Below are 13,483 nucleotides of genomic sequence, written 5' to 3' on the forward strand. Positions count from 1 at the left end.
TGAGCACTAACCGGAAAATGACTTGGGGGTGGGCAGGGTCTTGCGCCCCGGGGGTGGGTTCCGGGGTGTGAGGGTTGTTAGGGGTCAGGCCATGGGTTGTAGGGAGACTTGGTAGCCGAGTGCTTGGAGGTCTCTGACGTGGTTTCGGACCTTTCGGTTACCGTCCACGCGGGTGGCGTAGTGGTCTGCTCCGAGTTCTTGGTACGGGGTTTCGGGGTTGGCCAGGAGGTGCCAGATAGAGACCAGGATCGAACGGGCGACCGCTACCAGGGCTTTGAGTTTGCCGCGGCGTTTCACAATACGGCGGTACCGTTGGCCGTAGAAGGTGTGGGTTCTACCTGCCGAGCTGGCTGCTTCACCGAGGACCCCTTTGAGGTACGGGTTACCTTTGCCGGTGCGACCGTTGGTTCGTTTCGCTCCGGATTGGATGGTACGAGGCGACAGTTTCGCCCAGGACACCAGATGGGCTGGAGTGGGGAACCGGCTCATGTCGAGGCCGATCTCAGCGATGATGGTCTGGGCGCTACGAGTGGCGATACCAGGGATCTTGCTGAGACGCTCAACAGCAGGCGAGACCACGGCATCGGGTCCGGTGCCGATGCCCGGGCCGGTGACGCCATCTCGATCGGTTCCCTGCGCTGCCGGGATCTGATCGATCAACTCGGTCAGCCGGCCGGTGATCTGGTCGATCTGACGGGTCAGGGAATCGATCTGGTTGAGCAGGATCCGGGCAAGTTCACCATGATGGGTATCGAACCGGCCGGTGAGAGCTTCGACCAGTTCAGCATGCTTGACCTTCATCCGGCCCCTGGCCAAACCAGCCAGCACCTTCGGGTCCCGCTCGCCAGCGATCAACGCTTCAATCATGTCGCGTACCGAGAGCGTGTCCATCGAACTGGCCACGGCCGATACCTTGATCAGAGCATCCTCGAGCAACTTCTCCAACCGGGCATAGTGGCGGGTGCGTTCATGGGTCAGATCGACCCGCATCCGGGAGTAGTCCCGCAGCACCCGAATCTCAGTAGGAGGCACGAACGAGGGCCTCAGCATTCCCCGCTCGGTCAGCTTCGCTAACCACACCGCGTCCAACTTGTCGGTCTTCGGACGCCCAGGAGCCTGTTTGACGTCATGGGCCCTGACCAGCTGCACATCCAACCCGGCAGCCTCCAGCAGATAGAACCAGATCCGCCAGTAATCGCTGGTGGCCTCCAAAGTGACCTTCATGACCTGCTCCTGGACCAACCGGTCACACATCTCGATCACCGCGTTGGTCGTGGCAGGCACCTCCCACACGCGATTGGATCGTTTCTGTTTGACCGGGTCAGGTACCCGTAGGCACACCATCCCCGAAGCCTTACCAACATCGACAGCAGCCACCCGCTCCAGGATCTGCTCATGATCCTCATCCGAGAACTCCTCAGGCTCCATCATCGCCGCACCCTCCCTTCCGTTGAACAGCAGCGAATCACTCAACAACGGGTGCCCAGGGGGCCAAGTCAGGTAAAAAGCTGAACTCTAACCGGCGTGCTCGTAGCAACAGTGCGCGACCCGAAGGGTCAAGGCCCAACGCCAGACTATCCGACGGGTTCCAGTCCCAAAGTGTGTCACCGGCGTCACGGGCACCCAGCCCCATTTTCACGCCCGCGCGGCGTCCACGGAAGTGGAAAGATGGACTATCCGGGGTTCGATGGGCCAGGAGCGCTCCAAATGGCCAATTCGGGCATCGAACCCGGACTAGTGCTCAACGCCAACTCAACCCGAGCGCTCCACCCGAACGGGGAAGCCCCCGGGTCGGGCGGGCCGACTACTTCTTCTTGTGGGAGATGACGCCCTCGGCGACGTCGCGCATCGACTTGCGCATGTCCATCGCAGTCTTCTGAATCCAGCGGAACGCCTCCGGCTCGGTCAGGCCGAGGTCGGTCTGGAGGATGCCCTTTGCCTGGTCGATGATCTTGCGGCTCTCGAACCGGTCTTCAAGATTGGCCAGCTCATCCTCGATCGCGGTGATCTCCTGGAAACGTCCCATTGCGATCTCGATCGCGGGCACCACGTCGGACGCGCCGAACGGCTTGACGACGTAGGCCATCGCCCCCGCGTCACGGGCCCGCTCGACCAGATCGCGCTGGCTGAAAGCGGTGAGCATCACGATAGGTGCGATGCGCTCCTCCGCGATGATCTCGGCGGCGCTGATGCCGTCCATCTTGGGCATCTTGACATCCAGGATGACCAGATCGGGGACGAGTTCCCTGGCGAGCTTGACAGCCTCTTCGCCGTCCGAGGCCTCGCCGACCACGTCATATCCCTCTTCTGTCAACAACTCGACCAGGTCGAGGCGGATCAGCGCCTCATCCTCGGCAACGAGCACGGTTGGTTTCTTGTTCATGTTATTTGGCACCTTTCCCTCGCCCCGGGAGGCGAGCTTCGCTGGTCAACCCCCGTGAATACTACCGTTCACAGGCGAGTTTGCCCACTGAGCGCGCAACCCGGTTTTATGGCTAGAATGATCCCTGCCCTGCCCGGGTGGCGGAATGGTATACGCGGACGGCTCAAACCCGTCTGGCCGAAAGGCCTTAGGGGTTCGACTCCCCTCTCGGGCACGAAAGAAGGCCGGGACCCAATGGGCCCCGGCCTTCCTGATTCAGGTCACTGATCCTCGAGGGTGTCCTTGACCTTGTGCACGCGCAGGTTGTTGGTCTTGCCAGGCACGCCCATCGGGGAGCCGGACACGATGACGATGCGCTCTCCGACCTCGATCATGCCCTTGTCACGGAGCTCGCGGTCGACGGCTTCGACCATGTCCTCCTGCTGGGTGAACTCCGGCGTGATCTGCGTGTCGACGCCCCACGTGACGGTGAGCGTCTGCCTGGTCGACTTCTCGGGAGAGAACACCAGCATGGGGATCGGGGACCGCAGACGTGCGAGCCGACGACCCGTGTCACCGGACTTGGTGAACGCCACCAGGTAGCGCGCACCGACCCGCTCGGCGACCTCGGTTGCCGCCTTGGCGAGGATGCCACCGGTGGTGTGCGGGTCCCAGTCGATGATGTGGATCTCGGCGTGGCCCTCGCGCTCGGTCTTCTCGACGATGCGCGCCATGGTGGCTACGGTCTCGACCGGGAAATCTCCGACGGAGGTCTCGCCCGACAGCATCACCGCATCGGCGCCGTCGAGGATGGCGTTTGCCACGTCGGAGGCTTCGGCGCGCGTGGGGCGCGGGTTCGTGATCATCGACTCAAGCATCTGAGTCGCGACAATGACCGGCTTCGCCCACTTGCGGGCGGCGCGGATGATGCGCTTCTGGACCAGCGGCACCTCTTCGAGGGGCAGCTCGACACCCAGGTCGCCACGGGCGACCATGAACGCGTCGAACGCATCGATGATTTCCTGCAGGTTAGCGATGGCCTGCGGCTTCTCAAGCTTCGCGATGACAGGTAGGCGACGGCCAACCTCATCCATGATCTCGTGGACCCGCTTGATGTCGTCGCCGGAACGCACGAACGAAAGGGCGATCATGTCGACGTCCTGGCCGAGCGCCCAGCGCAGGTCACGCTCGTCCTTGTCGGACAGGGCGGGCACCGAGACAGCGACACCGGGCAGGTTGATGCCCTTGTTGTTCGACACCGGGCCGGGGACGGTGACCTCACACACGACATCGGTCTCGGTCACCTCAAGCGCACGCATCCCGACTTTGCCGTCGTCGATGAGGATCTGGTCGCCGACATTCACGTCGCCCGGCAGGCCCTTGTAGGTGGTGGAGCAACGCTCCTGGTCCCCCATGATGTCGTCGACCGTGATGGTGAACCGGTCGCCACGCTCGAGGTGGATCTTGGCATCGTCGGCGAACCTGCCGAGACGGATCTTCGGACCCTGTAGGTCGGCGAACACGCCGATGGTCTTGCCGGTGAGTTCCGAGGCGGCACGCACATTCCTGAGGCGGGTGCCATGCTCGTTGTAGTCGCCGTGGCTCATGTTGAGTCGCGCGACATTCATGCCGGCGTTCACGAGTTCGACGAGGCGGTCAACTGTCTCGGCCGACGGGCCGAGTGTACAAACGATCTTTGCTCTACGCACGGCCATAGCCTACCCGAACGCGCGCGCCTACCCCATAGAGGTCGGGTTACCCGGCCCTGACCATCCCGAGCGCGTGCGCGAGATCTGCCGGGTAGGGAGATTCGAAGTGGACGAACTCCCCGCGGGTAGGGTGCGTGAACCCCAGCCCGACCGCGTGCAGCCACTGCCGCACCAGCCCCAGTTCGGCCGAAAGCCCGGGGTCGGCGCCGTAGAGCGGATCACCGACGCAGGGATGACCGATCGCAGCCATGTGCACCCGGATCTGGTGCGTGCGACCGGTTTCGAGGTGGACCTCCAGCAGCGTCGCGGCCCGGTGCGCCTCGAGCGTCTCGTAGTGCGTCACAGAGTGTCTGCCACCGTCGACGATGGCCATCTTCCAATCCGCGCTGGGGTGTCGCCCGATCGGCGCCTCGATGGTGCCGACGAACGGGTCGGGGTGGCCTTGGACGAGCGCGTGGTAGGTCTTTTCCACCACGCGGTCGCGGAAGGCCTGTTTGAGCACCGAGTAGGCGGCCTCTGACTTGGCGACAACCATCAGCCCGCTCGTGCCGACGTCAAGTCGGCTGACGATCCCCTGCCGCTCGGCGGCCCCCGAAGTCGACACCGCCACCCCCGCCGCCGCGAGATGCTCGGTTATGGACGGGCCATCCCACCCGAGGCTCGGATGGGCCGCTACTCCGACCGGTTTGTCGACCACGACGATGTCCGCGTCCTCGAAGACGATGCCGACGCCGTCGGCCAGTTTGGGCTCGACACGCTCAGGGGCCGACTCCTCGACCAGTTCGAGGAGCTCGCCACCAGTGACGCGCTGCGACCCCTTCACCACGACGACGCCGCCAAGGAAGAGCGAACCCGAGTCGATCAGCGACTCCACCCTTGACCGGCTGTAACCCGACACGCGGGCCGCTGCCACGTCGACCCGTTCCCCTGCCAGGGCGTCGGGCACGATGAAGAGGCTCAACTCTGCCCCTCCGGTCGCCTGTCGCCCACGAAGCTCATGATCACGATGATCACGGCCGCGAACGTGATGCACATGTCGGCCACGTTGAAGATAGCGAAGTTGGGCAGTTGGAACATGTCCACGACGTGACCGTGCAGCGGAGCGGGCGGCTGGAGGATCCGGTCGATCAAATTGCCAGTAATTCCGGCCATCAGCAGGCCGAGGGCGATCGAATGCCAAAGCCGCGTAATGCGGGGCAACGCATAACCGAGGCATGCGAGCAGCGCGATGATCGCGAAACTGGAGAAGACGACAGTCGCGTTGGCCCCCATCCCGAACGCGGCGCCGGGGTTCCGGATCAGGTTGAGCTTGAGGAGCGGGCCGAGAACCTCGACGGGCTGGCCCGGGGTCAGGTATGCGACGGAGGCCCACTTGACCAGTTGGTCGAGGCCGATGCCCAGGATTGCGATACCGCAGGCGATCAGGCCGACACCGCGGTGTCGGAAACTCAGCGTCGTTCCTCTCGTTGCTTGCACGAGACGCACAAAGTGGCCCGTGGGAACACCTGGAGGCGGCCCTTGCCGATCGGCTGGCCGCAGACCTCACAAAGGCCGTAGCCGCCCTCGTCGAAGCGGGTGATGGCGAGCCTGAGCTGTTCGGCCATCTCGCGCACGTTCGCGGCGAGGGAGACTTCCTGGTCGCGCTCGAAGTTGCTCGACCCGACGTCTGCGGGATCGCGGCCTGCGCCGTCGGTGCCCCCCCTTCAGAAGGGACTCCAACTCCGCCTCGGTGACGGCGATCCGGCGCTCGACGCGCGAGAGTTCATCTTGGAGGTCGGCGCGCTGTTCGGCAACCTCCTCGTCGGTCCACGGATCCTCCCCATCGAGGACAGGGAGGACGACCGTAGGCTGGTCGGCATTCTTGGGCGTCGACATGACTTGTTTCTTTCTCGGGTCCGGACTGTTCGCCGAAGGCTACACCAGAAACGGGCCAATGCAAGACCAGATCTGGGACAAGAGAAAAGTCGGCGCCGAAGCGCCGACTCTCCAATGGATTTCCGCCTCGGCTACGACTGATCCGCGTTCGCCAGCGCATCAAGTCGAGGGGTTTCGGAGCGCTTCTGCGCCAACTCGGGCACGCCGAGCGGTTCTGGGCGGTCCTCATTGAGCGAGCCGAGGAGACGCTGAAGTGAGCCGGTGAGGTTTTGGCGGTAGGAGCTCTCGAAGTCGCGCAGCGCATCCACCTTGTCGGTGAGTTCGCTCTGCTCGCGCTCCAGGTCGGCGAACAGATCACGTCGACGTTCCGCGGTTTCCGCGTCGAGCGCAGCGGCCCGCTCGTCTGCCTCGCGAGTGGCCTGTTCCGCGTTGATCCTCGCCTCGGACTCGACACGGTCGGCCTTGGTGCGGGCATCCGTCTTGATCTCGGTGGCGCGCTCTTCGGCTTCGTAGATCTTGCGCTCTGCCTCGGTCTGTGCCTCGTCGACAAGCGTTGTCGCCTGATCGGTCGCCATCTGAAGCAACCTTGTGACGGCCGGGGCCGCCTCCGCGCTGGCGGTGACGACCAGGTGCTCGGTTCCTGAGGCCGCCCCGGAGGTAACGTGCTCGGTGCGAACCCGGTCGAACTCGGTGCGGACCTGCTCAAGCTGGTTGCGCAGCGAATCGTTCTCGGCGGAAAGCTCACGGATACGACCCTCGGCGGCTTCCTGCGCCGCCGAAGCATTGCCGGACGATCCGATGACGCCGCTCAGCCGCTCGATCTCGGCCTTGAGCTGTTCAATCTCACGGTCTTTGCCTTCTACGGTGCTGCGCAACTCCTGGTCGTCGGTGCCCTCCGGCTGCACGGCCGTGCCCGATGCCGAGTCGAGCTCACGGTGCAGCCGCTCGCGTTCCTTATCGAACTCGTCGAAGGTCAACTCCACCTTGTCGATGAAGGAATCGACGTCTCCGACCTGGTAACCGGACTCGCCGCGACGCGTCATACGGAAGCGGATCTGACGGACCTCATCGAGGGTCAAGCTCATGTTTGCTCCAAGTTAACTGTTACTGAGTGGGTGACCGGTGGTCATGGATAGCCTAGCCGCCCCGGAGTACGCCAGAAAAAGCACCCACCCCAAGGCGCGCAGGCGACTCAGCTCTGGTTGAAGAACCCGCCGGTCGCGATGCGTTCCTTGTCCTCCGGGCCGACCACCAGGTGCTCTGGACAAAGCAGGAACACCTTCGAACTGACCCGTTCGATATTGCCCCGCATCCCGAAGATCAGCCCGGCCGCGAAGTCGACGAGGCGCTTGTCCTCACCGTCTTCCATATCCGACAGGTTCATGATGACGGGGATCCCGTCGCGGAAGTTCTCACCGATGACCCTCGCTTCGTTGTACGAGCGGGGACGCACAGAGACGATGCGGCTCAAGTCGGCAACCTCCTTCTCAGCGACAGGGACGATCTGAGGAGGTCGGCGGGCGGGAAGCTGCGCCACCGGAGGAGCCTCGCGGACAGGCTCCTCATCGACGTAGACATCGCTGGTGAGTTCGCTGTCAGCGTCGAACGATTCGTTGTCGTAGCGACCGTCCTCGACGAGCCCCATCCACGCAGCAAGCTTGCGAACGCCCACGATGCCTCCTTAATTGGTATCAGTGGAAGGTTAACCCGCCCGACCGACTTAGGAAAATGCGACGCGCCGCATCACTTCATGAAGTCGGGAACATCCAGGTCGTCGTCGTCGAACCGGGGAGCAGGCCGGGGCGCCGGTGCAGGCGCAGGGGCGGGGCGCAGGGTCGGCATCGGGCTGGCCTGAGGCACTGAGGAGTTCATCGCCTGCCTGGGCTGCGCCAGCGGGCGGGACTCCGCCGGACGCAGCTGCCGCTTCTGCGGCTGACCGCCGTCGAACCCGGCCGCGATCACCGTCACGCGGACCTCGTCTCCGAGCGCGTCGTCGATCACGGTGCCGAAGATGATGTTGGCCTCGTCGTGCGCCGCCTCCTCGATCAGTTCAGCGGCTGCCGAGACCTCGAAGAGGCCCAGGTCGGAGCCACCGGCAATCGAAAGGAGAACCCCGTGGGCGCCGTCGATGCTGGCCTCAAGCAGCGGGGAGGAGATGGCCATCTCCGCGGCGGCGCGCGCGCGGTCCTCGCCTCGCGCCGAACCGATGCCCATGAGGGCGGAGCCGGCCTGACTCATGATGGACTTGACGTCTGCGAAGTCGAGGTTGATGAGACCGGGGGTGGTGATCAGGTCGGTGATGCCCGAGACACCCTGCATCAGCACCTGGTCAGCCTGCTTGAACGCCTCGAGGATGGCGACCTGATGGTCGGTCATCTGGAGGAGCTTGTCGTTGGGGATGACGATGAGGGTGTCAACCTCTTCCCTCAACGACTCGATGCCAGATTCGGCCTGAGTGGAGCGGCGACGCCCCTCGAAGGAGAACGGGCGGGTGACGACACCGATCGTCAACGCGCCGAGCGAACGGGCGATCTTTGCGACGACAGGTGCGCCGCCGGTGCCCGTGCCACCGCCCTCACCCGCGGTGACGAACACCATGTCGGCGCCCTTGAGTGCCTCTTCGATCTCGTCGGAATGGTCCTCTGCGGCCTGACGGCCCTTCGACGGGTCCGCCCCGGCGCCGAGACCGCGGGTCAGTTCACGGCCGATGTCGAGCTTGACGTCGGCGTCGCTCATGAGGAGCGCCTGCGCATCCGTGTTGACGGCGATGAACTCGACGCCGCGGAGCCCGGCTTCAATCATGCGGTTGACCGCGTTGACGCCGCCGCCGCCGACTCCGACGACCTTGATTACCGCGAGGTAGTTCTGTGATGCGCTAGCCATGGCCGCAAGGTTATGTGAGCTTTCAAGCCCTAGTCCAACCGGCCGCGTGTTTCGGGCCGGATTGACCTAAAGCTGCACTTCAGGGTTTATGGAGGGTTCGCCGTTTAGCCTTGCTGGGGTGTCTCGGCGCCGAATTGGGGTGCATCCGTGGTGCCCGGACTCACTTCTTGGTTATCGGGCTTCTCGGAGCAGAGACGTCGTAGACGCTGGCCTCGACCGACAGCAGAGCCGCCAACACCTCCGACTTCAGCTCCGATTCCTCGGCACTGCCCCAGATCACCTGTCGACCGTCCGTCAGCTTGAACGAGATCCGGTCCACCGACGGCGCGGTGAACTCGACGACGTCGCCTCTCACAGCGTCTGGTAGGTGCGTGACCACGGTGGCGATGTCGGCGCGTAGGCGGTCGTTCGGATCGCTTGACGAAACCTGGATGACGCCGTCGCTCGCTTGCGGCGAGGATCCGAACACCACACCCTCGGCGTCGACCCACTGCACGGACCCGCTCCCCACCAACTGGTAGAGCAGGGTTCGCTCCTCGACGTTGACGATCACCGAACCGGGCAGCGCCGTCACGACGCTGACGTCGCGCACCTCAGGGAGCGTCCGCACCCGCTCCGCGATCGCGTCCCCGTCCTGTCGCAGCACAGGAACGCCGAGTTCGACGTCGGCCGCGGTGCGCACCTCGTCCGCCGTCAGGAGTTTCGCACCCGTGACCTGCACCTCCCGGGTGGCGAACACGGGCGAGAACCAGAACAGGTAGATCAGCACCCCGATGGTGAGCACCAGGCCACTGGCGATACCTGCGGTCCACAGTCGTCGTCGGCGCTGCCTCTCGCGCTTGTCTTTCAGTGCCCGGGCGAACGCCCCCGGGGGCAGAGGCTGGCTCACCTGGCGGCGTCCGGGCGCTCCTTCAGGAGCTTAGCCAGCAGCGGTCCGACGATCGTGACATCACCGCAGCCGAGTGTGATGATCAGGTCGCCAGGGCGGGCCATGTCGTTGAGTGCCGCTGGCAGGTCGTACTTCTCCTTGACGTAGACCACCTCGCGGGCGCCGTGCCTCTTCGCCGCGTCGACCACCAGCTCGCCGGTCACGCCGGGAATCGGATCCTCGCGGGCCCCGCACACATCGTTGATGACGGCGACATCGGCCAACGTCATCACCTCACCGAACTCGTCGGCGAAGTCGACGGTGCGGGTGTACAGGTGCGGCTGGAAGCAGGCGATCAGTCGGCCGGGCAGCCCTGTCGCCTCGTTGCCTGCCGCCGTCGCCCGCCTGGCCGCGGTCAGCGCCGCCCGGATCTCCGTCGGGTGGTGTGCGTAGTCGTCGTAGACACGGATGCCCGCAGTGTCGGTGATCAGCTGAAAACGACGCAGCGTGCCCTCAAAGCGGCCGAGTGCCTCAACGGCCCTGGCATGGGTCAGACCGAGCAGCCGACCCACCGCGTACGCGGCGCATGCGTTGGCCAGGTTGTGGTTGCCCGGCACCTGCAGGATGATCGGGCCCGATTCGTCCCTGAAGGTCAGGGTCGCCTCGACCCCGCCGCCGTGTGCCAGGACATCGGTGAAACGCACGTCTGCATCCTCGGCCTCGCCATAGGTGACGACGTCCTGCCCGTCAGCGATCAGTTCCTCGGCCAATGCCCGCGAGCCGTGGTCGTCGACGTTGATCACGACATGGCGCACGTGCGGCAGGGTCGCGAAACTGTGGAACCCGGCGGCGTAAGCCGATGGGGTACCCCAGTTGACGAGGTGGTCGGCCTCGATATTGGTGATTACCGCGATCTCGGTCGGGTACTGCAGAAACGACGCATCCGACTCGTCGGCCTCCACCACGAACGCATCCCCGGAGCCGATCGACGACGAGACACCGGTGGTCGACAACGGCCCACCGATCACGTAGGACGGATCTTCTCCGGCCTCGCTCAGCATCACGGCGGTCATTGCGGTCGTGGTGGTCTTGCCGTGTGTGCCCGCCACTGCGATGCCCCGTTTGCCGAGCATCAGCGCAGCGAGCGCGGCGGAGCGGTGCCAAACCCGCAGCCCACGACGACGGGCCTCCACCAACTCGACGTTGTTCTCCCTGATCGCCGAAGAGATCACGACGGTTCTGGCATCTCCGATCTGCTCGGCCGAGTGACCGACGAAGGTGCGGACGCCGGATCGGGCCAGGCCCTGCAGCGCGCGGGAATCGGACTGGTCGGAGCCGGACGTCGCCACCCCGAGCTCGGCATACAGGCGGGCGACCCCGCTCATCCCGGAACCGCCTGCCGCGATGAAGTGGATGGGGCCGACCTGATCGGCGGGGACTACCTCAATCGGTTCGAGGAGCATTCATCTTCCCTTTCTGAGCGGCCGCGAGAACCGCGTCCGCAAGCACATCCGCGGCGTCCGAGGGGTACATCCCCCGCGCAGTGGCCGACATCCGGACCAACCGCGCGGGATCCCCGAGCGCGTCGCGCACCAGTTCGGCCAGTTTATCGCCGTCCAGATCGCCATCCTCGACGAGCCATCCGGCGTCGGCGGCGATCAACTCGGCGGCGTTCCTGCCCTGTTCCCCGTTGCCCCAGGGCAGAGGCACGAAGATCACCGGAAGCCCGCTGACGGCGGTCTCCATCACCGTGCCCGCGCCGGCCCTGCCGAGCATCAGATCGGCTGCGGTGTAGGCCACCGCCATGTCTGAGACGAATGCGACCGGCACGTACCGTGCCCCGTCGGCATGCGCGATGACCACATCGGCGTCTGTGAAGTTCTTGGGTCCGAGAACGTGCAGGATCTGGACCCCTGCGGCCAGGATGCCCGGGCGGGCCTGCTCGACCGCCCTGTTGATGCTGACCGCGCCCTGGGACCCACCGCTGACCAACAGTGTCGGGCGGTCGGGGTCGAGGCCCAATTGGCGGCGGGCCTCGTCCGGCGACATCTCGGGATGGGTGATGGCGCGACGCATCGGCATTCCGATGAGTGCCCCGCCACGCATGACCGTCTCAGGAAAGGTCGTGCCGACGTAGCTGGCGAACCTCGCGCCGACCTTGTTGGCGATACCGGGCAGCTTGTTCGCCTCATGCACCACGACGGGCACCCGCATGGTCCTGGCAGCCAGGTAGGCCGGGATCGATACATAGCCACCGAACCCGACCAGGACGTCTGCCTGCGCCCGCTTCAACACCGCCCGGGCCTGCCGAACCGACCGGGTAAGGGTGAAGGGAAGCTTCAGTAGATCGAGATTCAGGGTGCGCGGTAGCGGGACCGGGTCGATCAGTTCGAGCTTCAGCCCGGCCTCGGGGATCACCCTCGTCTCGAGCCCTTTGGCCGTGCCGATGCAGACCAACTCGGCCGACCCACGCTGCGCGATGGCCTGAGCGGTGGCGATCAGTGGCGAGGTGTGCCCGGCGGTGCCTCCGCCGGCGAGTACGACGCTGGTCATCTTCAGTCCTCCCTGGTGGCTGCCATGACGCTGGTCATCCGTGGCCGCCGCCGGCTCCTCCTGGCAGCCAGATGCGCCCGTGCAGCAGGCGTATCACGTGCGAGCGCCAACAGTACCCCGGTGCCCATCAACGTGGCCAGCAACGCGGAACCGCCGTAGGAAATGAACGGCAACGGCACACCCAGCACCGGCAGAAGGTGCATCACGACAAAGATGTTGATCACGGCCTGCGTGAGGAACCAGCCCGTGATCCCCGCCGCCACGATCTTGTTGAATAGCTTGTCCGAGCGCATCGCGACGGCCAGCCCCGCCCACCCGAGCATCGCGAACAACGCGATCACCAGCAACACGCCGAACAATCCGAGTTCCTCACCGATCACCGCGAAGATGTAGTCGGTGTGTGCGCCCGTCTTCAGACCGCCGTACTTCTGCCGACTCGCCCCGAGCCCCAGCCCCCACCATCCGCCGCTGGCCAGGGCATAGAGCGCCGACATGGGCTGCGACGAGAGGTCCGTGTTGGACTGCGGGTCGAGGAAGATGGCGATCCTGCTCATCCGGTTGCCCGAGCCGTAGACCAGCAGCGCTGCACCGCCCGCGATCAGTGCCCCGATGGGCGCCATGATCCGCAGCGGGGTGCCGACGAACCACAAGATGAGCACCATGATCAGGCCGAGGATGATGCCGGTTCCGAGGTCCCGACCGGCCAGCACCAGCAGGATGATCACCCCGCCAAGCAGGACTACGGGCAGCAGGACCCTCAAGGGTTCATCCAGCCTGCCGCGCTTGCTGTGGAGCACCGCGCCGCTCCACAGGATGAGCGCCAGCTTCGCGAACTCCGACGGTTGGAACTGTATCCCGGCGATCGAGACCCAGTTCTGGTTTCCGTCGACGCTCTCGCCGATCAGCACCACCAGGAGGAGGAGGAGGACCGTGGCACCCCAGGCGAGCCAACCCAATCGCCGCAGCACGTCCGGCTTCAGACGGCTGACGATGATGGCACAGATCGTCCCGACCGCGAGGAACCTCAACTGCCGGATGACGTAGAAGTAGGGGTCGACGCCCCTGTCCAGCGCGAGCACGGACGAGGCCGACAGCACCATCATCGACCCCAGACTGACGAGCACAGCGACGCTGAAGACGATCGCCCAGTACGGGGTCATGGGCGAATCGGCGAGAGTCCGCCACTGGGACCGGATGGTCCCCCGTGCCGGGGAAGCCGTGTCGGTCGCCATG

At 65.1% G+C, this 13,483-nt stretch carries 13 protein-coding genes and 1 tRNA gene; 1 reads left to right on the top strand and 13 read right to left on the bottom strand.

What is annotated here, in order from left to right:
* Positions 1-84 precede the first annotated feature (84 nt).
* Positions 85-1,473 (bottom strand): IS110 family RNA-guided transposase, encoded by a 1,389-nt coding sequence (locus tag BUC15_RS01115; RefSeq protein ID WP_217652067.1) that lies wholly within the window; start codon positions 1,471-1,473, stop codon positions 85-87.
* A 331-nt stretch (positions 1,474-1,804) separates the two neighbouring features.
* Positions 1,805-2,383 carry an ANTAR domain-containing response regulator gene (locus tag BUC15_RS01120; protein ID WP_084189258.1) on the bottom strand — a complete coding sequence of 193 codons (579 nt, stop codon included), beginning with the start codon at positions 2,381-2,383 and terminating at the stop codon, positions 1,805-1,807.
* A 131-nt stretch (positions 2,384-2,514) separates the two neighbouring features.
* Here BUC15_RS01120 and BUC15_RS01125 point away from each other — a divergent pair.
* Positions 2,515-2,597 (top strand) — tRNA-Leu (locus BUC15_RS01125).
* A gap of 46 nt (positions 2,598-2,643) precedes the next feature.
* On the opposite strand, the gene pyk is transcribed toward BUC15_RS01125, so the two are convergent.
* The 11 genes from pyk to ftsW all read right to left on the bottom strand — a co-directional run bounded on the left by pyk (position 2,644) and on the right by ftsW (position 13,482).
* Positions 2,644-4,071, bottom strand: a complete 1,428-nt coding sequence (gene pyk, locus BUC15_RS01130; protein WP_073185817.1) for a pyruvate kinase — start codon at positions 4,069-4,071, stop codon at positions 2,644-2,646.
* Positions 4,072-4,117: 46 nt separating this feature from the next.
* Complete coding sequence (locus tag BUC15_RS01135; RefSeq protein ID WP_073185633.1) at positions 4,118-5,032, bottom strand: RluA family pseudouridine synthase; 915 nt, start codon at positions 5,030-5,032, stop codon at positions 4,118-4,120.
* Entirely contained in the window at positions 5,029-5,547 is a 519-nt protein-coding gene (gene lspA, locus BUC15_RS01140) for a signal peptidase II (protein ID WP_073185645.1), read from the bottom strand. Before lspA ends, BUC15_RS01135 begins: the two co-directional genes overlap by 4 nt.
* Complete coding sequence (locus tag BUC15_RS21045; RefSeq protein WP_342741704.1) at positions 5,520-5,675, bottom strand: TraR/DksA family transcriptional regulator; 156 nt, start codon at positions 5,673-5,675, stop codon at positions 5,520-5,522. Before BUC15_RS21045 ends, lspA begins: the two co-directional genes overlap by 28 nt.
* Before the next feature lie 402 nt (positions 5,676-6,077).
* Complete coding sequence (locus BUC15_RS01150) at positions 6,078-7,031, bottom strand: DivIVA domain-containing protein (RefSeq protein ID WP_073185647.1); 954 nt, start codon at positions 7,029-7,031, stop codon at positions 6,078-6,080.
* Positions 7,032-7,138: 107 nt separating this feature from the next.
* Positions 7,139-7,591, bottom strand: a complete 453-nt coding sequence (locus BUC15_RS01155; RefSeq protein WP_425443322.1) for a cell division protein SepF — start codon at positions 7,589-7,591, stop codon at positions 7,139-7,141.
* 98 nt (positions 7,592-7,689) lie between these two features.
* Entirely contained in the window at positions 7,690-8,829 is a 1,140-nt protein-coding gene (gene ftsZ, locus BUC15_RS01160) for a cell division protein FtsZ (protein WP_073185651.1), read from the bottom strand.
* Between the two features lie 160 nt (positions 8,830-8,989).
* Complete coding sequence (locus BUC15_RS01165) at positions 8,990-9,718, bottom strand: cell division protein FtsQ/DivIB (RefSeq protein ID WP_073185653.1); 729 nt, start codon at positions 9,716-9,718, stop codon at positions 8,990-8,992.
* Entirely contained in the window at positions 9,715-11,160 is a 1,446-nt protein-coding gene (gene murC, locus BUC15_RS01170; protein WP_073185655.1) for a UDP-N-acetylmuramate--L-alanine ligase, read from the bottom strand. The genes BUC15_RS01165 and murC overlap by 4 nt, the downstream gene beginning before the upstream one ends.
* The gene (murG, locus tag BUC15_RS01175) at positions 11,141-12,250 is read right to left on the bottom strand and encodes an undecaprenyldiphospho-muramoylpentapeptide beta-N-acetylglucosaminyltransferase (RefSeq protein ID WP_073185657.1); all 1,110 of its coding nucleotides are present in this window, start codon (positions 12,248-12,250) and stop codon (positions 11,141-11,143) included. The genes murC and murG overlap by 20 nt, the downstream gene beginning before the upstream one ends.
* A 2-nt stretch (positions 12,251-12,252) precedes the next feature.
* Positions 12,253-13,482, bottom strand: a complete 1,230-nt coding sequence (gene ftsW, locus BUC15_RS01180; protein ID WP_084189259.1) for a putative lipid II flippase FtsW — start codon at positions 13,480-13,482, stop codon at positions 12,253-12,255.
* Position 13,483: the final 1 nt, after the last annotated feature.

Source organism: Tessaracoccus bendigoensis DSM 12906, from assembly GCF_900141915.1.
GTDB lineage: Bacteria > Actinomycetota > Actinomycetes > Propionibacteriales > Propionibacteriaceae > Arachnia > Arachnia bendigoensis.